This is a genomic window from Marinicella litoralis, assembly GCF_002591915.1.
Classification (GTDB): domain Bacteria; phylum Pseudomonadota; class Gammaproteobacteria; order Xanthomonadales; family Marinicellaceae; genus Marinicella; species Marinicella litoralis.
Map to the genome: position 1 here is coordinate 275,111 of NZ_NIHB01000002.1, position 24,148 is coordinate 299,258.

Consider the following 24,148-nt stretch of genomic DNA (forward strand, 5'->3'; position numbering starts at 1 on the left):
ATAGTTTCAATCCAGGCGTTGGGTTCATCGCGGGAATTACAAAACACATCCATGTGCTTCGCCCTACGGGTCGCCTACATGGATGTAGGTGTGCAAGAGATAGCAGGAGCGGTAACTGCCGCCTGCGGCGATCAAAAAGGCTGTCCTGCCTTTTTAGTCAAACCCCGCTGTGCGATAGGTTCTATTTAAAGCCGTCTCTACCACAATAAAACCACCTTTGAATTTGCTTTTAGACTGAAAGTCCGGCGGCGAGAATTATGAAATACATCCATGTATTTCACCCTGCGGGCCGCACTTCGTGCGTTCAATTTGGCTGTCCTGCCAAATTAGTCAAACCCCACTTCGTGAGGGTTCGAACCATTTCGCCGTCTCCACCAATAAAAAAAGGCCACCCCGTAAAGGGCAGCCTTATTTTATTGGTGGAGACGGCGGGAATCGAACCCGCGTCCGCAAGTCCTCTGCTTGAGGCTCTACATGCTTAGTTTCGGCTTTTAATCTTATGTTGATGACTCCGCCTAACAGGATTCATCAACACCAGCTCAGATTTTATTTAACCTGGTGCGTCTAAACAGCACACCGGGCGATCTTGCTAGTTATGACGGACAATCTACAAACGCAAGAATATGTAGGTGTCCGTTTAGCTTATGCAGCTAAAGCGTAGTTATCGTCGTTTGCAACTATAACTTTGAAACTGAGTTTTACGAGGTGAGTTTCGCCCTCGGCATGCACCTACAAGTTTCGTAACCCACGTCGAAGCCAGGTCGTCCCCTTGTATTGTTGATGAAAATATGGAGGTAAATTCCATAAATTCAAGGGTGTGTATTGTAACACCAAGCTGTGGAATGACAAGATAATGTCTGAATGTTTGAAGTAAATTTGAAACAGGAGGGTTTCACCCTCGGCATGCAGTTTTGTGACTTCCTTTGGTTTCTTTCATTGTGCCAATGAAAACCGACAAAGTCAGTGTATTTGATGGCATGACTGCTGTTCGCTGCGCGCTTAAAACGATCAGCTGTGTTTCAATATAAACATTTAAATTTATAATATCTGCTTATAAAAGTACATACCATCAAACCAGCTAAGTTGCTGATACTAAACTTAAATTATTTATTTTTACCAAATTGTTCCAGAACATTTCATCAATCCATTGGGGATTTCAATACACTAAACTCTGTACTTTTTAAATTTGAAAAGTATGGATTTTTATTAAACTAAAGAGGATACAAAATGAATAAATCAAAAACTTCAATTCTACTGTTTACCCTGAGCTTGCTATTGGGCTCTTTAACGGCCAATGCAGCTTGTACGGGTTGTGTTTATGTTGGGCCTATAGATGATGATATTGATCATTTAGCCACTTACAGTGCTGTTGTAAGATACACAACATGGCATACAAATGAGTATGGGCAAAGCTATTCTCGTGTCAATTTCTTAACACTGACAGGCACCAGCATGGCTTATTGCCAACAACAACTGAGTGCTGTTATGAATTCACCCGGCACCAGTGTGGTTCAGTTTTGTCAAAAGGACTGAACATGAAATGAATTTTCTTTCATTTTAAATGTAATGACTTGAATTAAACACAGCATGTCTGATTGATGTGGTGTGTTTAATTCAATTGTATAAACAAAGTCGATTTACAAAAATATACTTTTGACCTATTGATTATTTTGTTTTATAAAACTATATTGCGGATATGAACTTCAAAGTCATCCATGGAATACTGTTTATATTGCTGCTGTCGCTGTCTGCCTATGTGGTACACACGTCTTTGGCACATGACAGTGAGACCTGTGAGGTTTGTATTCAAGTGCAATCGAATGATGACTGGTCTGAACAAAGCAGCAGTCCCTACTTGGTATTCGATACCGCACTGCACGAGAAAATTTCTACAGCCACTCAGCTGGCTGATTACCACTTCCAACCCGCTGCCGACCTGATACGCGGCCCACCCAGCTTTACCTGATTTAGATTTAAAAAAGACATCCTCCTTGTTATACAAGGATTTTTTATCGTGAATCGTTGCTGATGCAATGTCACAAAATAAATAGGTAAACACATGAAATATTTTAAAATATTATTGCTGGTCATTTCCCCCATTTCAATGGCCCAAGAATCAAAGAAAAATTTAGTCGGGACCGTGACTGACAACCAAGCGCAAACCATTAGCCAGGCGGTTATTCGAATTCATGGCACAAAAAAACAAACCCAGTCAGCAGCAGATGGCACATTCAAGTTCGAGGACTTGGCTTTGGGTCGTTATGAAATAGACATCGAAATTTCTAAAAGTCGACATTACAACACCTCGATTGAACACGATGGCTCAATGGTGGTTATCAATATAGACAACTTACAATTGGATGATTTGGTGGTTTCCGCCAATCCCTTAGAACACAATCAATTAAAAATGACCACACCGGTGGCCATATTAAGTGAGGAAGATTTGGTCATGGACCGAGGCTTGTCGTTGGACCAAACTTTGAACCAAATCACTGGCGTTAATTCAGGCAGTTTTGGTGCGGGGGCTGGACAAATCGTCATCCGTGGTCAGCAAGGTCCCAGGGTCACTGTTTTAACCAATAACGTAACCAATCAAGACGCTTCATCGGTCAGCCCAGATCACTGGGTTTCAACTGAACCTTTGCTGGCCAAACAAATTGAAGTATTGAAAGGCCCTGCCACCCTACTCTATGGAGGTGGCGCTGTGGGCGGTGTGGTCAATGTGGTTGATGATGTGATCCCAATGCAAATGATTGATGGCGTAGAAGGCGGTCTTGAAGGGCGGTTTTCTGACAACACCTTGACTGAGCGGGCTGGTGTCATCAGCTTGAGCGGTGGATTAACCGCCAACCTCATGGGGCATTTCAGTTATTTCAACAGCTCCAGCGAAGATTTCAAGATTCCAGGTTCTGCTGAATCAGCAGTTTTGCACCAAGCCGAAGGTCATGACGAAGACGACGAAGATGAGGAGGCCAATCTAGGCATTCTGGAAAATTCATCGGTCCAGTCAGATGGTGTGAATTTGGGATTCTCCTGGGTTTATGACCGAGGTTATTGGGGTCTGTCTGTTTCAAATTTCAATCGAAATTATGGCATCCCAGGTCATGAACATGGGCATGAGGAAGGTGGTGACACGGACGCCGAAGAAGAAGAGTTTGTTCGGATTGACCTGGATAAATCAATTATAAATATCAAAGGTTTACACCAATTATCTGACGAATCATTTATCAGACAGTTGCGCACCCATTATTCCACCACTGACTACCAACACATCGAATTAGAGGGTGCTGAAATCGGCACTGTTTTTGATAACCAGGCGGATGAATTCAGGCTTGAATTGACCCATGGTACGGTCGGTGGTTTTGAGGGTGTGTGGGGCGCGCAGTATTCAAAAAGGGATTTCTCAGCACTGGGTGAAGAAGCTTATATTTTGCCCTCAGAAACCCAAATTCTGAGTTTGTTTATGGTTGAGGAAAGGGAGTTTGACAATTGGCATGGAGAGTTTGGTTTTCGTTTTGATGAACAGTCGGTTAAAACTGCTTTGTTCAATGACATCAATGATTCTGCATTCAGCTTGTCACTGGGAGCCACCATTGAGCTGAATGAACATTGGACTTTGCCCATAAATCTGGCATCGGCACAACGGTTGCCGACGGCAGAAGAGTATTTTTCGAACCAAGGCGACGCCGACCAATTGATTCCCCATTTGGCTACAGCAACCATTGAAATTGGCAACCCTGAGCTTGGCCCCGAAACGGCCAATAACTTTGATGTGGGATTAAAGTACCGCCACCAAGGATTCAGTTTCAATTTAGCCTACTTCTACAACCAAATTGATGATTACATCTTCTTACGTGACACTGGAAGTACCTCTGATGATTTGCCTGTCTTTGTATACACCCAACAAAATGCCAGCTTCAACGGCTATGAGGCCGATGTGGCTTATCAGTTTGCAGACAGGTTCAACAACCAATGGGATTTTAGATTGTTTACCGATGCCACCCATGCAGAACTGAACAATGGTGAAAATGTACCCAGAATCCCTGCCAGCCGCATGGGCGCTGAGGTCAACTGGTTGCGAGGTGATTGGTCGGTTGGGCTCAACCACACCCACGTCAACCAACAGACTGATTTGGCCAATTTTGAATTGCGCACTGAAGCCTATGATTTACTCGACCTCAGTGTCAATTGGGTCAATTATGGCAACCATTTTGAAACGTTGGTCTTTATCAAGGCCAAAAACCTATTGGATGAAGAAATCAGAGACCATTCTTCATTCATTAAGGACATCGCCCCCAGACCTGGACGCAGCCTGACAGCTGGTTTCAGATTAACTTTTTAAAAGCATCCGATGATGCTAAAATGCGCTGCTTAATTTCATTGACTCAAAATAAACATGGCTGAACAGAAAGCTGAATACTTAAACCGTAGAACGTTTGCTATTATTTCGCATCCTGATGCGGGTAAAACGACCATCACTGAAAAAATTCTGTTGTTTGGTGGTGCCATTCAGGTGGCCGGTTCAGTTAAATCCAGAAAAGCCGACCGACATGCCACCTCTGATTGGATGGCGATGGAACAAGAAAGGGGCATATCCATCACCTCTTCCATCATGCAGTTTCCATACAAAGGTCGAACCATGAATTTATTGGACACACCCGGTCATGCCGATTTCTCGGAAGACACTTATCGGACTTTGACTGCGGTTGATTCTGCCTTGATGGTGATTGATTGTGCCAAGGGTGTTGAGGAAAGAACCATCAAATTGATGGAAGTTTGTCGATTAAGAACCACGCCAATTTACACGTTTATCAATAAGTTAGATCGCGAAGGTAAGGAACCGATTGAATTGTTGGATGAAGTTGAAGAGGTGTTAAAAATCAAATGCGCACCAATCACTTGGCCCATCGGAATGGGTAAACGACTTAAAGGTGTTTATCACTTTTTGAATGATGAAGTGATGCTGTATGAAGCAGGCAAAAACTACGAAACTCAAGAAGCCGTTATCATCAAAGGTTTGCATTCACCAGAATTGAATGAGGCTTTAGGAACAGCGGCCGATGATTTCAGAGAAGAAATAGAATTGGTACAAGGCGCCTCACATGCTTTTGACCTGGACGCGTACTTACGTGGTGAGTTGTCTCCGGTGTTTTTTGGTTCGGCAATCAACAACTTTGGGGTTCAGCCTTTACTTGATTCATTCGTGGAAAATGCCCCAGAACCGCAACCTCGAGCCACTTTAGATCGGGTGGTTGAGCCCAATGAGAAAAAATGTTCTGGTTTTGTTTTTAAAATTCAAGCCAATATGGATCCCAACCACCGCGACCGTGTGGCCTTTATGCGGATTTGTTCTGGTGTCTTTAACCAAGGCATGAAATTAAAAAATTCACGCACTGGCAAGGACGTTAAAATACCCAATGCATTGACCTTTTTGGCCGAACAACGTGAACATGTTGATCATGCTTATCCTGGTGACATCATTGGTATTCACAACCATGGCACCATCAGTATTGGTGATTCGTTCAGTGAAAGTGAAGTGCTGCAATTCACCGGAATCCCAAGTTTCGCGCCCGAGCTTTTCAGGCGAGCTCGTTTGAAAGATCCATTGAAGCTCAAAGCCTTACAAAAAGGCCTGGCACAGTTGTCAGAAGAAGGTGCCACCCAATTTTTCAAACCGCTCATCAGCAATGAGCTGATATTAGGAGCCATCGGTGTGTTGCAATTTGAAGTGGTTGCCTACCGCTTAAAACGCGAATACAACGTGGAAGCCATTTTTGAAACTGTTGAAACCAGAACCGCCTATTGGGTGGATTCAGATGACCACAAGAAAATGCAGCAATTTAAAAACAAAAATGAAACCTATCTGGCAACGGATGCCCATGGTCACTTGGTCTATTTAGCACCTTCTATGGTGAATCTTCAGTTGGCACAGGACCGCCACCCAGAAATCAGATTCCATAACACCACAGAAACTTTGAAGTCATAAGAAAAACTGCACTTTTTTTTCAACTAACTACTTGACAAAAAGTGTGATTGGATAGAAAATTCGCCCCCTCGTGGCTATATAGCTCAGTTGGTTAGAGCACAGCATTCATAATGCTGGGGTCCCAGGTTCAAGTCCCGGTATAGCCACCACTTTTCTCCTTCGAATACCCCAGCAAGTGCATACACGGCATTTAAGTCCTTGCACACCGCTACCCAAAGCTCCCCTCTCTGTTCTAAACAACATCCTTACGCTGCTGATGCGGTTGGCACAGCGAAGCGAAGCCAGAGCATCGAGCCGAAGTCCTAAGTCATGTTCGCCGCGGCTGCTTTTGTTTTTTTCTTCTTTTAAAAAACAAATGAAAGCCCAAGAACATTCATGCGCTGATGCGGTTGGCACAGCGAAGCGCAGCCAGAGCATCGAGCCGAAGTCCTAAGTCATGTTCGCCGCGGCTGCTTTTGTTTTTTCTTCTTTTAAAAAACAAATGAAAGCCCAAGAACATTCAACTATAATGTTTAGATGCCTATATTATTTATGATTACATTATTATTCAGCAGCCAAGTTAATGGCACAGGTCAGTGGGTTAAATTGGGTGAAGCTGAAATCAGCTGGGGTTATAAAACACCTTACCGAATTAATTTAATGGCACCCAAAGGTGTACACAACATAGACGATATTCGCAACGGCATGCAAGACATTCAATTCGATCTTGAATGGCTGGCTCCGGTAACAACAAAGGAACAGGTTGATGATCATTTTAAACAACTCATCAATGACAAACTGGATGGTCCAGAATCAATTAAATTCAACCAAACCATTCTTAATAGGTTGGTAAAAAAACTACCAGAAGCCAATCGATATGATCGTTGGCAATTTATTTTTTCACCCGATTCTGGCACCGAAATTTATATTGATGGAACGAAGGTGCACACCATGATTGGTTCAGAAATCAACCGTGCCTTGCATCAAGCTTGGCTGTTCCGAGATCCAGTCACCACCTCTAAACTCTTAACTCGATTACTCAAATTAGGTAAATAATGAAAATGAAATTAAAATTGACCGCTTGGGCTGTGTTCGCCTGTAGCCAAATAAGCCATGCTTCAGACGTTCCAACGGCTGTGATTAATGGCAACATAGACCAACGCAATACAATCATTGCGCTCACCCATGCAACGGTTCACTTAAATGCCAATAAAACCATAGAAGATGCCACTTTGTTGTTACAAAATGATCGCATCATTGGAATCAGTCAGTCAGACAAAACGCCAAACAATGCCCATATCAAGGATTACACTGGCATGCACATCTATCCTGGCTTTGTTCATATGGATTCTTCAGTCGGTTTACCTGAACCGGACAAAAAACCACCCTTCAGTTGGACCAAAGCAGAAACTTTGAACAGCACCATACCTGGTGCCTACAACAGCAATGAAGCCATCAAAGCCGCTTACGATGCCGCCAAAGTCTACACCACAGATGAAAAAACCAATGCCAAATTAAGGGCTGCAGGTTTTACCTCTGCACTCAGTTACCGAAAAGACGGTATCATGCGCGGTACATCGGTGCTCACTCATTTGGCAGACTGGCCAGAGGAAAAGAGCATCATCACCGCTCAGGCCGCTCAACATTATTCATTCGACAAAGGGTCTTCAAAGCAGGACTACCCTGTTTCATTGATGGGTGCTGTGGCTTTGATCAGACAAACTTGGTTGGATGCCAAGTGGTATCAACAACAAAACGAAATGATAGATTTTGATTTGGCTGCGATAAATAAAACCACCCAACTGCCAAAAATCATCACCAGTGAAAATTGGCAACAAAGTTTATTGGCCGATAAAATTGGCAATGAGTTTGACACCCGTTTTGTGGTAAAAACCAATGCCAATTCCTACCAAAACTTAACCGCAATCAGTCAAACCAAACAAACCTTAATTGTTCCTTTAACGACCCCAGATGCACCAGCCATTCATGATGAACTGGATGATTGGAATGTTGACTTCAATGATTTAAAAAGCTGGGAAGTGGCTCCATTCAATGCCGCCTTGTTGGAACAGCATGATGTTAAGTTTGCCCTGATACCCAGCAGCTCACCGAAAGGGTTGGGCAGTTTTTTGAAAGATTTGCGCAAAGCCCACAAAAACGGTTTGACCGAATCATCTGCCCTGGCCGCATTAACCACCGTCCCTGCAGCCATTTTAGGCCAAACTGAGATCGGTTCTATTGGCAAAGGCCAATTTGCCAGTTTTATTGTCACAGACGGTTCCTTGTTAAGTGAGAAAACTCAAATCGCTGAAACCTGGGTGGCTGGCACAGCTTACACCATCAATGGCATTCCCGATTTACTGCCGGGTCAATACGAACTGAGCAAGGGTGAAAAAACCTATCAATTCGAATTGAATTACGAGGGCTCAAAAATGAAACTGTCAGCCACGGATGAGGCCGATGAAAATAAATACAAAATCTCACCCGCTGGCAACTTTGTCAACATTACCGTTGAACATGGTGAGCAAAAAGACACTTATTTTGCTGTCATCAAGGACCGACAATTGATGCCACTGGATGACAATGATTGGCAAATGAATAAAGTCGCTGATTTATCCGACAAGCCCAATGAAGAAAAGAAAGAATCGGAAACCGATGAAGTCGCACTACCTACCATCCCAAAACCATTTTCAGCTTATGGTCTACAAAACATTGACCGCAATGACACGGTTATGATTAAAAACGCAACGGTCTGGACCAATGAAGACGATGGTATTTTAGAAAACACCGACGTTTGGGTACAAAACGGTCGCATCAAAAAAGTGGGCAAAGACCTTTCAGTGGGTAACAATGACAAGACCATAGATGGCACAGGTTTACACCTGACCAGTGGCATCATTGATGAACATGCACACATTGCTTTGTTGTCAGTCAATGACGTGGCGGTAAACTCTTCAATGGTCAGGATGCAAGATGTGGTCAACCCACATGATGTCAACATTTATCGCAACTTGGCAGGTGGCGTGACGGCTGCCCAGTTGTTACATGGCTCTGCCAATCCTATCGGCGGTCAATCTGCCTTGGTTAAACTCAAATGGGGTGTAGACAGGCCTGAGGACTTGCTGATCGATGGCGCTGATGGTTTCATCAAGTTTGCCTTGGGAGAAAATGTCAAACGCTCCAGAAGTACACAATCGATACGATACCCATTAACACGCATGGGTGTAGAACAGGTTTATCGAGACACATTCACCCAAGCCAAAGCCTATGAAAAAGCATGGTCGGATTACAATAAATTAAGTTCAAGTGCCAAAAAGAAAACCACAGCACCACGCAAAGACTTGGTTATGGATGCCACTTTAGAGGTCCTCAATCAACAACGATTTGTGTCTTGTCATTCTTATGTGCAATCAGAAATAAATATGTTGATGCATGTGGCTGAAGACTTTAATTTCAACATCAACACCTTTACCCACATTTTAGAGGGTTATAAGGTGGCTGATAAAATGAAGCAACATGGGGTTGGAGGGTCAACCTTTGCAGATTGGTGGGCTTATAAGTGGGAGGTCAATTATGCCATTCCCTACAACGCTTCTTTGATGAACAATGCCGGTGTTGTCACTGCCATCAACTCAGACTCAGGTGAAATGTCCAGAAGATTGAATCAAGAAGCAGCAAAATCAATTAAATACGGTGGTTTATCTGAACAAGATGCCTGGAAACTGGTCACATTGAATCCTGCAAAACTGCTTCACTTGGATGATCAAATGGGCAGCATCAAAGTAGGCAAAGATGCTGATTTGGTGTTGTGGTCAGACAACCCACTTTCAATTTATGCCAAAGCAGAAAAAACCATGGTTGATGGTGTTGTTTATTTTGATCGCGCCAAACAAGCACAAATAGAAAGTCAAATTGCTGAGGAAAAACAACGCTTGATTGCACTCAGTAAAAAATCAGGCGGTAAAAAAGCACCGTTCAAATCCATGCCTGCCAAAAGTTTTGAATGTGAAAGCATGACCGGATACCACGAAATTGACCAATTAATATTCTCAGGAGCCTTACAATGATTAAGATGATAACCACAACACTGATGTTGTGTTCTTTGAGTGCGTCTGCATTAACCCCAGCACCCAACGACAGTGCACCTGTAGATAAGGTATTTATCAATGCCAACATCCATGTCGGTAATGGTGAGGTTTTACAAAACGCACAGTTTGCCGTTGCTGACGGAAAAATCACCCGTGCCGGCTATTACAAAATCCCCTACACTGGTGACGAAATTGACCTCAAGGGTGCTCACATATACCCTGGGTTTATTTTAACCAACACCAACTTAGGACTGACTGAAGTCGATTCAGTCAAAGCCACATTGGACACCGCTGAAACGGGACAAATCAATGCCAATGTAAGGAGCTTAGTCGCTTATAACACCGACTCTGAACGCATTCCAACCATGCGTTTTAATGGCATCCTTTTGGCACAGACTACGCCAGCTGGTGGCTTGGTTAGTGGAAACTCATCGGTGGTCCAGTTAGATGCTTGGAATTGGGAAGACGCTGCCGTTAAGGTTGATGATGCCCTACATATCAATTGGCCTGCAGAATGGGCCAAGCGATTCGATTTCAGCACATTTACCATGCAACTGAAACAAGATGAAAAGTATGCAGAAAAGGTGGACCAAATCAAGGCTTTGTTCAATGATGCGATGGCCTCAAGCGGCAGTAATAATTTAAAACTCAATGCCGTTAAGCCAGTCTTTAAAGGCGAGAAAAAAGTCTATATCCATAGCAACAACCCCAAATCCATCATTGAAAGTATTAATTACTTTCAATCAATTGGAGTCAAAGACTTGGTATTGGTTACCGGCCAAGCGGCTGAAAAAGTCATTGAATTCATCAAAGGCTCTGGGGTCAGCGTTGTACTTCAATCAGTGCATACTTTGCCTCAATTGAGTGATGACTCAGTCGATACCACTTATGCCTTACCCGTCAAATTGGTCAACGCAGGCATCCTCACTGCCATCAGTTATCCTGGATCAATGTCATCGAGAAATCTGGCCTTTACTGCAGGTAATACCGTTTCATACGGTAATACACCAGAACAAGCGCTCAGCATGATTACATTGAATCCTGCCAAGATCTTAGGTATTGATCAAACCTATGGTTCATTAGAACCGGGTAAAAGTGCCACCTTCTTTATCAGCGAAGGCGATGCGTTGGACATGCGAACCAATGTCATTAAATCAGCTTATATTGATGGCAGAGAAATTGAATTGAATACCAGGCAACAGGCCTTGTATCAAAGGTATAAAGAAAAGTACAGTCAGTAATGAACTGATTATTTCGTATAAAAAAAGGAGCGAATGATTCGCTCCTTTTTTTTGCCCCGATTTTGAGTGATCAATCGTTTATAAAATGGATTGATTTAACATGTCTTCATTAACCGTCACAGTCGCATTTTCGCGCAAGGCTTGAATCAATAACTGCTGTTCGTTGGTTTTGATGTTTCTGGCCAATTGAACCGATTCAGACTTGATGTCTTCCAAAGTTGTTAGATCGACATCATTAACCGCCAACAATTCAACCACGGCCACATCAGAGCCATTGCTGTCTAATACTTCAATTGGCGTACTGCCCGCTTCTGGACGACCCATTTCATACAAGCCTTTGACCAAGTTAAATGGCAATGTAGAACCTGTTCTGGGAACCGCATAAGCTGTTTCTAAAGCCAAATCATGTTCAGCTGCTAATTCAGACAGGTCAGATCCTTCGGCTTTATATTGTTCGGCAATTTGCTCAGCCAAAGATCTGGCTTGTTCGGCTGCTTTTTGATTTTTCAAAGTAGTCACAATTAAATCCTTAACTTCATCCAAAGGCTTTAATTCAGCGGCTTTGACTTCATTCAAGTGCATGAATACCACATGGGTATCTGTGATGTTAACGACTTCTGAGTTCATCAAGTCTTCTTTAACATTGGGTGAAAAGGCTGCGTTGATGAATGTCTGCTCTGAGGCCAGGCCTAAGCCACCGCTTCTCGCAAACAGCTCAGTGGTTTGAACTTGAAGCCCCGTGGCTTCAGCAGCACCCTCAAGACCAGCTTGTGCATCCAATACCTGTTCAGCCAGTTCACTGGCTCTTTCTAAGAAAACAGTCTCAGAATCAACCGCTTGCAATTCTTGAACGATGTCATTCTTGACGGCTTCAAATACTGGAATGGCTGATGGCTTGATTTCATTCAACTGAATGATGTGAAAGCCAAATTGGGTTTCTACTGGCTCAGAAACAGTACCAGCGGTCATGCTGAACAAGGTGTCTTCAAATTCTTTGACCATGTCCTCTGGTGATACCCAACCTAAGTCACCACCTGAGGAGGCAGAACCCGGATCTTGTGAATAGGCTTCTGCCAACTCAGCAAATGATTCACCAGCGGCCAGTTTTTCTTGAATCTCTTTAAGTATAGACTCAGCTTCATCGTTGTTATTAACCAATATATGTGATGCCAAACGTTGTTCAGGTTTACGGAACCTTTCTTTGTTGCTTTCGAAATACTCCAATGCCGTGGCATCATTGATATCAATGCTTTGAGCCACATCTGTTGCATTCAACTCAATGTAGTTAACAGAGACTTGTTCTTCTGACATGTATTGCGCTGAATTGTCATTGTAATAAGTTTCAATTTCCTCATCAGTCAACTCAATATTTTCAAGGAATTGTTCTTGAGTAATGGTGATGTAATTGATGTCTCTGGTTTGTTTGTTTAATGAAGCCATTTTTTCGGTTTCAAACGGCGTCACAAATGAAGTGACATCCAACATGCCGTTAAGTGCGCGGCCTGACTCTTCATCTTCCAATTTCATTTGCAACAACTGTGCAGATTGATTGGTTTGAGTTAAAAATGCAGCGTACAAAGATTTGTCAAATTGTCCATTTTCATCTTTGAATGCGGGTGCTTCTTCAATCATTGAACGAATTTTAGCAGCGGTTACGGTATAACCATTGTCTTTCGCCACTTGTTTAACCAATTCATTGTTAATCATTGATTCCAAGAAGTTTCTTCGCATCACAGGCGTATCAAAATAGCTCGGATCGATGCCATCTCCAAACTGACTGATCATATTTTGTTTGTAGTTATTAAACTGCGAAGTGAAGTCAGTGTAACTGATGACTTCGCCATTGACGGTAGCCAATTTATCATTGCTTGATTGAGCGAAGTAATCTCCAACACCCCATAAAGCAAAAGCCAAAATCAAGATGCCCATAACGATGGTCATGAACAGTCCTGATGATTTTTTTCTTATCCAAGTTAACATAGTCTAAACACTCAAATTGTTGTTAAATTTTTCTTAAAAAAAAAGGGTGTCTGAATGACACCCTTCTTTAGTATGGCGGAGCGGACGGGACTCGAACCCGCGACCCCCGGCGTGACAGGCCGGTATTCTAACCAACTGAACTACCGCTCCGAATCTGGTGGGTGCTGAGGGGATCGAACCCCCGACCCTCGCCTTGTAAGGGCGATGCTCTCCCAGCTGAGCTAAGCACCCGATTCAGGGAGCGTTAGTTTACAGCATCTTTTAATGCTTTGCCAGCTTTAAATGATGGGATTTTTGCAGCTTTAATTTCGATGGTTTCGCCAGTTCTTGGGTTACGACCTTGTCTAGCAGCACGCTCTTTTACAGCGAATGTTCCGAAACCAACAAAAGTCAGTTTTTCACCACTTTTTAAAGAATCTGTAATAGTTCCAACTACAGCGTCAAAACAGTCACTTGCAGTAGATTGTGATACGTTAGCACTGTCAGCAACAGCTTTGATAAAATCTTGCTTTTTCATTGTATTACTCCTTCGTCTCGTTATTTTTAATTATTGACATCATTTGTCAAGAAAGGCGCATTTTATAACAGTTTCGTTAACATTTGCTAATAAATTTTTAATATTTTTTTTATCCAAATAAAACCCAGCCAATTACACGCAAACGTAAGCATAGCTTGCTTTGATAAGCAAGTCTTAATTTTAAGATTGTGGGTATTTTTGCACTGATTTTCCGATAAAAGTTTACATTAACAATGAACCTTTAATGGTTCATTGTTAATGACTTTTTTCGTTTTGGACTGCACTTTCTTTTTTAATGATTGCAACTTCACCTGATTCTGCTTCGACCGGTGGTTTGTATTTGATTTTTTGTGACAAAGCCAAGGTTAAAACCTCATCAATCCACTTAACCGGCACAATATTCAACTTTTCAGTGATCTGAGCTGGCATCTCACTGATGTTCTTTTCATTCTCTTTGGGAATGATGACGGTTTTAACGCCACCCCTTAATGCGGCCAAAAGTTTCTCTTTTAAACCACCTATGGCAAGTACCCTGCCCCTTAAAGTGATCTCACCTGTCATGGCCACGTTGGCTTTGACTGGGTTTTGACTTAAGGCCGATACCAATGCTGTACACATGCCAATACCGGCACTGGGTCCATCTTTCGGTGTAGCCCCTTCAGGCACATGCACATGTATGTCATATTTAGTGAACATTTCAGGTGCCACTCCAAATAACGATGCCCTGGATTTAACCACAGACAAAGCCGCTTGGATGGACTCTTTCATCACTGTTCCTAAGTGTCCTGTCAACGACAGTTTCCCAGTACCAGGATAAGCGGCGGCTTCAATTTGTAATAAATCACCACCAACCTCAGTCCATGCGAGTCCAGTTACGGTACCCACTTCATCGGCTTTTTCAGCCACTCCAAAACTCACTTTTTTCACACCAAGAAAATCTTGTAGGTTCTTGATAGAAACATTGATGGCTGTAGTGTCTTTGTCCGTTAATATTTGTTTGACTGCTTTCCTGGCAATTTTAGCGACTTCGCGTTCCAAGTTTCTGACGCCAGATTCTCTGGTGTAGTAACGAACAACGTCTTTGATGGCCGCTCTTGATAGTTTGACCTCTGATTTTTTAAGGCCATGCGCTTTCAGCTGTTTAGGTATAAGATACCTGACCGCTATTTCAATTTTTTCTTCTTCTGTGTACCCAGGAATTCGAATGATTTCCATTCGATCCCTTAATGGCGCTGGAATATTTAATGAGTTGGCAGTGGCAATAAACATCACTTCTGACAAATCAAAATCCACTTCCAAGTAATGATCAGTAAATGCACTGTTTTGTTCGGGATCTAAAACCTCTAACAACGCAGCAGCCGGGTCACCTCTGAAATCCCTGGACATTTTATCCAACTCATCCAGAATCATCACAGGATTACAGGCTTTGACTTTGGTGATGTTTTGAATCACTCGACCAGGCATGGAACCAATATACGTTCTTCTGTGACCACGAATTTCTGATTCATCAGAAACCCCACCCAGGGAAAAACGACTGAATTGACGATTGGTGGCTTTGGCTATGGATTTACCCAATGAAGTTTTACCCACTCCAGGAGGGCCAACCAGGCACATGATGGCACCTTTCATCTTCGGCGTTCTTTGTTGAACGGCCAGATACTCTAAAATTCTTTCTTTGATTTCATCTAGACCATAATGGTCTTCATCCAAAACTTTCTTGGCATAAGCCAAATCAAGCTTTAATTCACTTCGCTGCTGCCACGGTAAGGCCAAAATGGTATCTAAATAGTTCCTGACTACGGTGGCTTCAGCTGACATGGGTGGCATCATTTGCAGTTTTTTGAATTCAGCATCTACTTTTTCTTGAGCCGATTTGGATAATTTGGTTTCTGCGATCTTTTTTTCTAAATCAGCATATTCTGAATGTGAATCATCAATGTCCGTTAATTCTTTCTTGATCGCTTTGATCTGTTCGTTCAAGTAATATTCGCGTTGATTTTTCTCAATTTGTCCTTTGACCCTGCCACGGATTTTTTTCTCCATCACAATCAACTCTAATTCGGCTTCAATCATTGCCAAAATACTTTCTAACCGATGATTTTCATCCATCACCTCTAACAAGTTTTGTTTGTCTTGGTGTTTGATGACCAAATGTGCAGAAATGGTGTCAGTTAATTTGCCAACATCTTCAATACTGGTGATGTTGCTGATGATTTCTTTTGGAATTTTTTTGTGCTTTCTGACATAGTCTTTGAAGCGATCTTTCAAAGCCCTTTTCATGGCTTTTTCTTCCGCATCACCGGTTGAACCCGTGGTTTTTAATTCAACATAATGGGCTTTGAAATATTCTGAGTCTTCTAAGTTTTGAATCCGAACCCTCGATTTGCCTTCGATCAGCACTTTGTGGGTACCGTCTTGTAACTTAACCATTTGCAAAATTGAAGACAAAGTCCCAATTTCATAAATGTCATCTATTTTGGGTTCGTCAATTTCTGGTTGTTTTTGCGCCACCAACACAACTGGTTGATTGGATTTCATGGCACTTTCCAATGCCAATACAGATTTTTCCCGACCTACAAACAATGGTACAACCATGCCAGGGAAAATAACCACGTCTCTTAATGGTAATACGGACGATTTATCTTGTGGGTTTGTCATATATTATATTTTTACTCAGTAACTTGATTTGCGATTTTGCCATAGACCAAATATGGTTTGTTACCATCTTCAATGACCGCTCTGTCTATAACCACTTTCTCAATATTTTCTTGATCAGGGAGGTCATACATAATATCCAACAAGGCGGATTCCATGATGGTCCTTAAACCACGCGCACCTGTTTTACGAGCTTGAGCCAATTTCGCAATGGCCTCGTATGCATCTTCTCTGATCTCTAATTCAACATTTTCCATTTCGAATAAACGCATGAATTGTTTAGAAATGGCATTTTTAGGTTCTTTAAGAATCCTCACCAACGCCGCTTCGTCCAGCCTTTCTAAAGTGGCTGAAACCGGTAACCTGCCAACAAATTCTGGAATCAACCCATATTTGACCAAATCATCAGATTCCAATCCTTTGAACAATGCCAATTCGGCATCGTTTTCTAATTGCGATGAAACCTCAGCTGAGAAACCAATACCCGTTTTAACAGACCTTTCTTGGATGATTTTCTCTAAGCCAGAAAAAGCACCACCACAGACAAATAAAATGTTTTTGGTGTTAACTTGTAGGAATTCTTGTTGTGGGTGTTTTCTGCCACCTTGTGGTGGAATCGAGGCCACTGTACCCTCTATTAATTTTAATAAGGCTTGTTGCACACCTTCACCAGAGACGTCTCGGGTTATTGAAGGATTTTCTGACTTCCTTGAAACTTTATCAATTTCATCAATATAAATAATACCCGATTCAGCCTTATCTACATCATAGTCACAATTTTGTAACAATTTTTGAATGATGTTTTCCACATCTTCACCCACATAGCCTGCTTCAGTCAGGGTGGTTGCATCAGCAATAGTGAATGGCACATTCAAAATCCTGGCCAATGTTTCTGCCAACAGCGTTTTTCCTGAACCGGTGGGTCCCACCAACAATATATTGGATTTGGAAAGTTCCACTTCGTCGTTGCCTTCAGAGTGATTTGAACGGATTCTTTTGTAATGGTTATAGACCGCCACAGCCAATACTTTTTTAGCTGTTTCTTGTCCAATAACATACTCATTCAATAATTCATGAATGCGTTTTGGTGTCGGTAAATCCTCTAAACTCTCAGAAAGGGTTTCTTCCATTTCATCGCGAATAATTTCATTACATAAATCAACACACTCGTCACAAATGAACACACTTGGACCGGCAATTAATTTGGTAACCTCTTGTTGGCTTTTACCACAAAAACTGCAATGTTTTACTTCTTCTAAACCTTTGTTTTCACTCATAGATATGACTTTAATACCTTGTTAATAGAGATATGATACAGAAAATGATAGCCAATGCCTACTGGGATGGTATTAATAACTGTAATAATTAGGAGTAATATGTGGCTACTGAGCTGTTATTCAAGGTCAATAACAGCTCAGATGACATATTGTGGCGGGTATTTATCTGGATTCGATCACTTGGTCAATGATACCGTAGTCTTTGGCTTCTTCGGCACTCAAAAAATGGTCACGGTCAGTGTCTTTACTGACCTTCTCAATAGATTGACCTGAATGTTTTGCCATCAATTCATTCATTTTTTGCTTAACTTTAAGCATTTCTTTGGCATGAATGTCAATGTCAGAAGCCTGACCCTGAAAACCACCCAATGGCTGATGAATCATCACCCTTGAATTAGGCAAGGCAAACCGTTTTCCAGCGGCACCTGCATTCAATAAGAAAGCGCCCATACTGGCAGCTTGGCCGATACACATGGTGCTGACATCAGGTTTAATGAATTGCATGGTGTCATAGATAGACATACCTGAAGTGATCACACCACCTGGACTGTTGATATAAAGACTGATGTCTTTATCTGGGTTATCAGCTTCTAAAAACAACAACTGAGCAACCACCAGATTAGCCATGTGATCTTCAACTTGACCGACCATAAATATAATTCTTTCCTTCAACAGACGAGAATATATATCGAATGACCGCTCTCCTCTGGCCGTTCTTTCGATGACCATTGGAACCAAATTCATTGCTTCTTCTAAATTAACCATTTTATGCAGCTGGTTTCATGACATCATCGAAAGATTTTTTCTTTTCTTTGACATCCAGTTTAGATTCAACCCATTCCATGACTTGTGCTTCAATCACATTTTGCTCAACACTGGCCATCAAATCTTGATTCTTATAATACATTTGAATCACTTCTTCTGGCTGTTCGAAAGTTTGTGCGATGTCGTTGATTTGCTCTCTGACTTTTGCAAAATCAGTTTTGATGTCTTGTTTGCGTGCAATGTCTTGAATAATCAAAGTATTTAAGATGCGGTCTTTTGCATCATTTTCAAATTTTGCAGCATCAGGTAATTCAGCATCAGCAACACCCATTTGCTTGGCACGTTGTTGTTCTTGCAGCGCCATATGCTGGCTTTCTTTTTGAATCATTGATTGTGGCAACAAGGTGTCTTTACAAGCTTTTCTTAAACCTTCCAAAGCATTTAATTTGAATGCATTGTTAACTGACTGCGACAATTCGCGTTCCAAGTTTTTCTTGATGTCTGCCTTGAATTCTTCAACATCACCACTTTCCACACCAAATGATTTGACAAATTCTTCATCAACTTTGGGCAACTTTGCTTTTCTGACGTCAGTGACTTCGAATGACATTTTGGCTTTCTTTCCAGCCAATTCAGCCACATTGAAATCTTCAGCGAAATCCAATTCAACTTCGGCTTTTTCGTTGGCTTTTAAACCAATCAATGCATCAACCAATTCAGCAGGTACTTTGCTTTCACCCAACAACACGCCCATTTTTTCCGTGCCTTCAGCGGGATAAGTCACACCCTTTCCTTTGGCGCTGTATTCGATGGTAACCAAATCTTTCTTGGCAATTTTTCCTTTGCTCTCTTTCCAATCTTGCTTTTGTTTTTGCAAGTTGCTGATCATGCCATCGATGTCTTTGTCTTTGATCTCTGCCACTGTTTTTTCAACTTTAATCGATGAAAAATCGATTTCTGGAATTTGTGGCATTAATTCAACTTTGGCTTGGAATTCAAAACCACCATTATCGGTATCATCCGCTTTGATGACTTCAGGTGCAGCAATGATTTCTAGTTTATTTTCAGTGATGGCTTGTTCAATTGAGTCTTGCATCAATTGGCCTAAAACTTCCTGTCTGGCATGTTGGCCAAATCTTTGAACCAGAATGTTCTTAGGCACTTTACCTTGTCTAAATCCTTTTAACCTGACTTCTTTTCCAAGCTCCATTAATTTAGCATCAACTTTTGTTTGTATGTCATTGGCTTCTAAAGCAATGTTTACTAAACGTTCCAAACCTTCAGATTGATCGATTGAGATTTGCATCTTTACTCCACGTGTAAATCATAAATATGGTGCGAAAGGAGAGACTCGAACTCTCACATCAAAAGATACTGGTACCTAAAACCAGCGCGTCTACCAATTCCGCCACTCTCGCATGTGTATGTTATTTTGATGAAAGGTATGAATGGGGTGGCCGATGGGGCTCGAACCCACGACAACCAGAATCACAATCTGGCGCTCTACCAACTGAACTACGGCCACCACAATACCTGCTTGGCGCGCCCGGCACGACTCGAACGTGCAACCCTCGCCTTAGAAGGGCGATGCTCTATCCAGTTGAGCTACGGGCGCTAAAGACAGTATTCTATAAAAATGGTCGGGGTAGAGAGATTCGAACTCCCGACCCACTGCTCCCAAAGCAGTTGCGCTACCAGGCTGCGCTATACCCCGACATATTCACTCATTTCATCAAGCTGGCGAATTTTAATACCTATATCCACCAAGTTCAATCATAAAATGAGGTTTATTGTTCATATTTCAATGAACGATTCTGGTTATCTAAGAGAATAACCACAATCTGTAACAAATGGCGCGCCCGGAAGGATTCGAACCTCCGACCACCTGGTTCGTAGCCAGGTACTCTGATCCAACTGAGCTACGGGCGCTCAAGGGGTGCGAATTATCTTGCTTTTTATCCATTAAGTCAACAACAATTCGCATCATTTTTTCAATGTAATCAAACATCGAAAATAATGGCGGAGAGTGAGGGATTCGAACCCTCGATACGCGATTAACGTATACTCCCTTAGCAGGGGAGCGCCTTCAGCCGCTCGGCCAACTCTCCGAATTTATCATCTGATCCTTTTTATACTTGGTATCAGCATCAAGTTGGCACTCCCCAATGGGAGCCGCCTTATTCCGGGCTTCCTGCCCTACACCCTAAGGGTCCGCTGCGCGGGGCTAAAATGATCCAGTCATTTTAGTCAGCCGCTCGGCCAACTCTCCGAATTTATCATCTGATCCTTTTTATACTTGGTATCAGCATCAAGTTGGCACTCCCAAATGGGAGCCGCCTTATTCCGGGCTTCCTGCCCTACACCCTAAGGGTCCGCTGCGCGGGGCTAAAATGATCCAGTCATTTTAGTCAGCCGCTCGGCCAACTCTCCAAATTTATCATCTGATCCTTTTTATACTTAGTATCAGCATCAAGGCATCACCATTCAACGCCTTCTAACTAGCGAACTTATTTCAAGTTGCCATGATTGGGATTTTAATGATTTGGTCAACAAACCATTCAATGAACTTCCTGTTCAAGGGGCGCTTATTTTAATTTATTATTCTCAGATTGCAACAGCAATTTCAATCCATTTATTGATTTCCAAGATTGTCCTCATTTTCAACCGGCTCTACTGACTCTTCTGAACCTTCCGTATCTACTGATTCCACAACTTCGACTTGTTCATTTTTAATTCTTTCGTAAATTTCTTCACGATGAACTGCAATTTCTTTAGGAGCATTGATTCCTATACGAACTTGATTGCCTTTGATGCCCAATACGGTCACTGTGACATCATCACCAATCATAAGTGTTTCACCAACTCTTCTTGTCAAAATTAACATGTCTTATTCTCCTTATTTTATATTCAGTTCTACGGGGTAAAGAACTGTTCCAAAAAAGTTTTTGTTATACTTATCTTTGCTTTTTCGCAAACAAATTAGACTATATTTCAATCTAAATGAGAAGCCTTAATTTCAAATATTGTCGCGCAATTGCTTCATTGAAGTTTCAATCGCCTTGTTTAATTGGTTCTCGTCTGCTTCACCACCACCCTGTGCAAAATCTGGGCGACCACCTCCGCGGCCATTTACTTGAGATAAAATTGATTTAATCAAATCTCCTGCCTTAACCTGAGCCGTGGTGCTTTTAGTCACACCAACCATAACTTGTGCCTTGCCATCGCTGACCCGATTGCCTAAAACAATCACTCCCCGCTCATACTTGCTCTTAAAAGCATCAATAAAGTCCCTTAACACATCTGCATTTGAATCATTGAAAACGTGATATAAAAAATTAACCCCATTAATTTCAATCACCTGATTATAAATGTCATTGATGTTTGCACTGGCTTGTGCTTTATTCAATTCGTCCAATTGCTTTTCTAAATTTTTATTCTGATCCATCAATTTAGTCACTGCCTCTGTGACAAGATCAACCGGCGCATTGGTTAAAGCCGCCATTGATTTCAACTGTTTTTCTTGTTGTTGCACCCAATGAACGGCCTTATCACCGGTAATGGCTTCTATACGCCTGATTCCAGATGCCACTGAGGTTTCTTGAATAATTTTGAACAGGCCAATGTCACCAGTGGCGTGAACATGCGTACCGCCGCACAATTCCACAGAAAATCCACCAAAATCCATGACCCTGACGTCATCGCCATACTTCTCACCAAACAAAGCCATGGCGCCATAATCTATGGCTTCATCATAGGACATCTCTTTGTCGACTGCAGCCAAGTTTTCCCTGATGGCTTGATTGACTCGAGTTTCCACTTCATAAAGGTCATTTTGACTGATGGGTTGATTGTGTGAAAAATCAAAACGTAATTTATCAGCGTTAACCAACGAACCTTTTTGTTGCACATGCGTACCGAGCACATCTCGCAACACTTTATGTAATAAATGCGTTGCTGAATGATTCAAAATGACTTGTTGACGATAATTGTCATCTATTTTTGCCACAACAGCTTGTTGAGTTTTTAACGAACCTTTTGTTACATTGACTTGGTGTAAATGAAATTGACCCGCTGCTTTTTGGGTATCAACAACTTCAGCCATTAAACCCCCGGATTCCAAAACACCAACATCACCCACTTGACCACCTGATTCGGCATAAAATGGCGTGCTGTCAAGAACAACAAAAGCAGTTTCGCCTGCGTGTATTTCCTCTACTGGCTTACCATCTACCAAAATCATTTGCACATTCACTTCGGCAGTGGTGCTGTCATAACCGGTAAATACTGTCGGCGCCAGATTTTTAATGACGTCGGTTGAAATTTGATTGCTTTGAGAAAATTGTTTGTGTGATCTTGATCGGTCTTTCTGAGCTTCCATACACCGGTCAAATGCATCCACATCAACGACCCTATTGTCTTCACGTGCCACATCTTGAGTTAAATCCAAAGGAAAACCAAAGGTGTCGTACAGTTTGAAGGCCAACTCACCTGGTATGGTAGCGTTATCAGCCAAGGACTTGGTGGCTTTTTGGTATTCTTGCAAACCAATTTCCAAGGTTTCAGCAAATTTTTGTTCCTCTGCCTTCAAGGCGGCTTCAATGTTGTGCTGATTTTCAACCAGCTCAGGGTAATCGGCTCCCATCTGTTCGACCAATGACTGAACCATCTGATGGAAAAACAAATCCTTGGCGCCAAGCTTATTGCCATGCCGAGCTGCCCTTCGGATGATTCGTCGCAACACATATCCGCGGCCTTCATTGGATGGCAACACACCATCTGCAATTAAAAATGAACAGGTCCGTATATGATCAGCCACCACTTTCAAAGAAGGGTCGCCGAGGTCTTTGGCACCGGTTAACTCACTGGCCTTTTTAATCAAATGTTGAAATAAATCAATGTCATAATTGTTGTGCTTGCCTTGCATGATTGAAGCAATTCGTTCCAGACCCATGCCGGTGTCTACACAAGGTTTAGGCAATGGCAACAAACTACCGTCTGCCTGCTTGTCAAACTGCATAAACACCAAGTTCCAGATTTCTATGAAACGATCTCCGTCTTCTTCAGGTGTCCCAGGAGGGCCACCTGGTATATCTTCGCCATGATCATAAAAAATTTCGGTACATGGGCCACAGGGTCCGGTGTCACCCATTTGCCAAAAGTTATCCTTGGCACCAATTCGGGAAATTTTGTCGGCAGGAAAGCCTATTTCATCGCGCCATATCTTTTCGGCTTCATCATCTTCTTCAAATACTGTTACCCACAGCTTTTCCGCTGGCAAGCCCAATTCTTTGGTCAAAAAATCCCATGCATATTGAATGGCTTCACGTTTGAAGTAATCTCCAAAACTGAAATTTCCCAACATTTCAAAAAATGTGTGGTGTCTGGCGGTGTAGCCAACTTGGTCCAAGTCATTGTGTTTACCGCCAGCCCGCACACAACGTTGTGAAGAAGCTGCTCGGCTGTATTTTCTTTTTTCAGCACCCAGAAATACATCCTTGAATTGGACCATTCCTGCATTGACGAACAGTAAAGTGGGGTCATTGCCGGGAATCAGTGAACTGCTTCTGACAGCTTGGTGATTATGCGCTGCAAAAAACGCTATAAATTTCGCTCTGATTTGTTGGGTCGTTAACATAAGTTATTGGCTGATCAAATAAGCA

General features: G+C 42.2%; 15 protein-coding genes, 9 tRNA genes and 1 other RNA gene. 8 read left to right on the top strand and 17 right to left on the bottom strand.

Going from position 1 to position 24,148, the window contains the following annotated elements:
* Nucleotides 1–417: 417 nt before the first annotated feature.
* Nucleotides 418–769, bottom strand: a transfer-messenger RNA (tmRNA) gene (gene ssrA / locus CCS90_RS07655).
* Nucleotides 770–1,227: 458 nt separating this feature from the next.
* Between ssrA and CCS90_RS07660 the strand changes: the two genes are divergently transcribed.
* The 8 genes from CCS90_RS07660 (at nucleotide 1,228) to CCS90_RS07695 (ending at nucleotide 11,294) form a co-directional block, all read left to right on the top strand.
* Complete coding sequence (locus CCS90_RS07660; protein ID WP_099018965.1) at nucleotides 1,228–1,533, top strand: hypothetical protein; 306 nt, start codon at nucleotides 1,228–1,230, stop codon at nucleotides 1,531–1,533.
* Nucleotides 1,534–1,696: 163 nt separating this feature from the next.
* Nucleotides 1,697–1,966 (top strand): hypothetical protein, encoded by a 270-nt coding sequence (locus CCS90_RS07665; RefSeq protein WP_099018966.1) that lies wholly within the window; start codon nucleotides 1,697–1,699, stop codon nucleotides 1,964–1,966.
* Nucleotides 1,967–2,059: 93 nt separating this feature from the next.
* Nucleotides 2,060–4,342, top strand: coding sequence for a TonB-dependent receptor (locus CCS90_RS07670; protein WP_099018967.1), 2,283 nt, complete (start codon nucleotides 2,060–2,062; stop codon nucleotides 4,340–4,342).
* Between the two features lie 54 nt (nucleotides 4,343–4,396).
* Nucleotides 4,397–5,986 (top strand): peptide chain release factor 3, encoded by a 1,590-nt coding sequence (locus CCS90_RS07675; protein WP_099018968.1) that lies wholly within the window; start codon nucleotides 4,397–4,399, stop codon nucleotides 5,984–5,986.
* Between the two features lie 72 nt (nucleotides 5,987–6,058).
* Nucleotides 6,059–6,135 (top strand) — tRNA-Met (locus CCS90_RS07680).
* Nucleotides 6,136–6,517: 382 nt separating this feature from the next.
* Nucleotides 6,518–7,021: a chalcone isomerase family protein gene (locus CCS90_RS07685; protein ID WP_162846750.1), complete on the top strand. Its 504-nt coding sequence runs from the start codon at nucleotides 6,518–6,520 to the stop codon at nucleotides 7,019–7,021.
* A 5-nt stretch (nucleotides 7,022–7,026) separates the two neighbouring features.
* On the top strand, nucleotides 7,027–10,032 hold the full coding sequence (locus CCS90_RS07690; RefSeq protein WP_162846751.1) for an amidohydrolase family protein: 3,006 nt from the start codon (nucleotides 7,027–7,029) through the stop codon (nucleotides 10,030–10,032).
* Nucleotides 10,029–11,294 carry an amidohydrolase family protein gene (locus CCS90_RS07695; protein ID WP_099018971.1) on the top strand — a complete coding sequence of 422 codons (1,266 nt, stop codon included), beginning with the start codon at nucleotides 10,029–10,031 and terminating at the stop codon, nucleotides 11,292–11,294. The genes CCS90_RS07690 and CCS90_RS07695 overlap by 4 nt, the downstream gene beginning before the upstream one ends.
* Before the next feature lie 78 nt (nucleotides 11,295–11,372).
* On the opposite strand, the gene CCS90_RS07700 is transcribed toward CCS90_RS07695, so the two are convergent.
* The 16 genes from CCS90_RS07700 to alaS form a co-directional block, all read right to left on the bottom strand.
* Complete coding sequence (locus tag CCS90_RS07700; RefSeq protein ID WP_099018972.1) at nucleotides 11,373–13,274, bottom strand: SurA N-terminal domain-containing protein; 1,902 nt, start codon at nucleotides 13,272–13,274, stop codon at nucleotides 11,373–11,375.
* 73 nt (nucleotides 13,275–13,347) lie between these two features.
* Nucleotides 13,348–13,424, bottom strand: a tRNA-Asp gene (locus CCS90_RS07705).
* Between the two features lie 5 nt (nucleotides 13,425–13,429).
* Nucleotides 13,430–13,505 (bottom strand) — tRNA-Val (locus tag CCS90_RS07710).
* A 13-nt stretch (nucleotides 13,506–13,518) separates the two neighbouring features.
* Complete coding sequence (locus CCS90_RS07715; protein WP_099018973.1) at nucleotides 13,519–13,791, bottom strand: HU family DNA-binding protein; 273 nt, start codon at nucleotides 13,789–13,791, stop codon at nucleotides 13,519–13,521.
* 255 nt (nucleotides 13,792–14,046) lie between these two features.
* The gene (gene lon, locus CCS90_RS07720) at nucleotides 14,047–16,449 is read right to left on the bottom strand and encodes an endopeptidase La (RefSeq protein WP_099018974.1); all 2,403 of its coding nucleotides are present in this window, start codon (nucleotides 16,447–16,449) and stop codon (nucleotides 14,047–14,049) included.
* 11 nt (nucleotides 16,450–16,460) lie between these two features.
* Nucleotides 16,461–17,723 carry an ATP-dependent Clp protease ATP-binding subunit ClpX gene (clpX, locus tag CCS90_RS07725; protein ID WP_099018975.1) on the bottom strand — a complete coding sequence of 421 codons (1,263 nt, stop codon included), beginning with the start codon at nucleotides 17,721–17,723 and terminating at the stop codon, nucleotides 16,461–16,463.
* 162 nt (nucleotides 17,724–17,885) lie between these two features.
* Entirely contained in the window at nucleotides 17,886–18,488 is a 603-nt protein-coding gene (gene clpP, locus CCS90_RS07730; RefSeq protein ID WP_099018976.1) for an ATP-dependent Clp endopeptidase proteolytic subunit ClpP, read from the bottom strand.
* Between the two features lies 1 nt (nucleotide 18,489).
* Nucleotides 18,490–19,794, bottom strand: a complete 1,305-nt coding sequence (gene tig / locus CCS90_RS07735; RefSeq protein WP_099018977.1) for a trigger factor — start codon at nucleotides 19,792–19,794, stop codon at nucleotides 18,490–18,492.
* A 27-nt stretch (nucleotides 19,795–19,821) separates the two neighbouring features.
* Nucleotides 19,822–19,906 (bottom strand) — tRNA-Leu (locus CCS90_RS07740).
* A 31-nt stretch (nucleotides 19,907–19,937) separates the two neighbouring features.
* Nucleotides 19,938–20,013: transfer RNA gene (locus CCS90_RS07745), tRNA-His, on the bottom strand.
* Between the two features lie 13 nt (nucleotides 20,014–20,026).
* Nucleotides 20,027–20,103 (bottom strand) — tRNA-Arg (locus CCS90_RS07750).
* Nucleotides 20,104–20,125: 22 nt separating this feature from the next.
* Nucleotides 20,126–20,202, bottom strand: a tRNA-Pro gene (locus tag CCS90_RS07755).
* A gap of 137 nt (nucleotides 20,203–20,339) precedes the next feature.
* Nucleotides 20,340–20,417: transfer RNA gene (locus tag CCS90_RS07760), tRNA-Arg, on the bottom strand.
* Between the two features lie 88 nt (nucleotides 20,418–20,505).
* Nucleotides 20,506–20,596: transfer RNA gene (locus CCS90_RS07765), tRNA-Ser, on the bottom strand.
* A gap of 524 nt (nucleotides 20,597–21,120) precedes the next feature.
* Entirely contained in the window at nucleotides 21,121–21,372 is a 252-nt protein-coding gene (gene csrA / locus CCS90_RS07770) for a carbon storage regulator CsrA (RefSeq protein WP_099018978.1), read from the bottom strand.
* Nucleotides 21,373–21,504: 132 nt separating this feature from the next.
* Nucleotides 21,505–24,123 carry an alanine--tRNA ligase gene (gene alaS / locus CCS90_RS07775; RefSeq protein ID WP_099018979.1) on the bottom strand — a complete coding sequence of 873 codons (2,619 nt, stop codon included), beginning with the start codon at nucleotides 24,121–24,123 and terminating at the stop codon, nucleotides 21,505–21,507.
* Nucleotides 24,124–24,148: the final 25 nt, after the last annotated feature.

Bases quoted from the DNA above. Each gene is read 5' to 3' on its own strand.
- clpP (WP_099018976.1), bottom strand. From the start codon at position 18,488: ATGGTTAATTTAGAAGAAGCAATGAATTTGGTTCCAATGGTCATCGAA.
- CCS90_RS07690 (WP_162846751.1), top strand. From the start codon at position 7,027: ATGAAATTAAAATTGACCGCTTGGGCTGTGTTCGCCTGTAGCCAAATA.
- CCS90_RS07675 (WP_099018968.1), top strand. From the start codon at position 4,397: ATGGCTGAACAGAAAGCTGAATACTTAAACCGTAGAACGTTTGCTATT.
- clpX (WP_099018975.1), bottom strand. From the start codon at position 17,723: ATGAGTGAAAACAAAGGTTTAGAAGAAGTAAAACATTGCAGTTTTTGT.
- tig (WP_099018977.1), bottom strand. From the start codon at position 19,794: ATGCAAATCTCAATCGATCAATCTGAAGGTTTGGAACGTTTAGTAAAC.
- CCS90_RS07670 (WP_099018967.1), top strand. From the start codon at position 2,060: ATGAAATATTTTAAAATATTATTGCTGGTCATTTCCCCCATTTCAATG.
- CCS90_RS07715 (WP_099018973.1), bottom strand. From the start codon at position 13,791: ATGAAAAAGCAAGATTTTATCAAAGCTGTTGCTGACAGTGCTAACGTA.
- alaS (WP_099018979.1), bottom strand. From the start codon at position 24,123: ATGTTAACGACCCAACAAATCAGAGCGAAATTTATAGCGTTTTTTGCA.
- CCS90_RS07685 (WP_162846750.1), top strand. From the start codon at position 6,518: ATGATTACATTATTATTCAGCAGCCAAGTTAATGGCACAGGTCAGTGG.
- CCS90_RS07660 (WP_099018965.1), top strand. From the start codon at position 1,228: ATGAATAAATCAAAAACTTCAATTCTACTGTTTACCCTGAGCTTGCTA.
- CCS90_RS07665 (WP_099018966.1), top strand. From the start codon at position 1,697: ATGAACTTCAAAGTCATCCATGGAATACTGTTTATATTGCTGCTGTCG.
- CCS90_RS07695 (WP_099018971.1), top strand. From the start codon at position 10,029: ATGATTAAGATGATAACCACAACACTGATGTTGTGTTCTTTGAGTGCG.
- csrA (WP_099018978.1), bottom strand. From the start codon at position 21,372: ATGTTAATTTTGACAAGAAGAGTTGGTGAAACACTTATGATTGGTGAT.
- lon (WP_099018974.1), bottom strand. From the start codon at position 16,449: ATGACAAACCCACAAGATAAATCGTCCGTATTACCATTAAGAGACGTG.
- CCS90_RS07700 (WP_099018972.1), bottom strand. From the start codon at position 13,274: ATGTTAACTTGGATAAGAAAAAAATCATCAGGACTGTTCATGACCATC.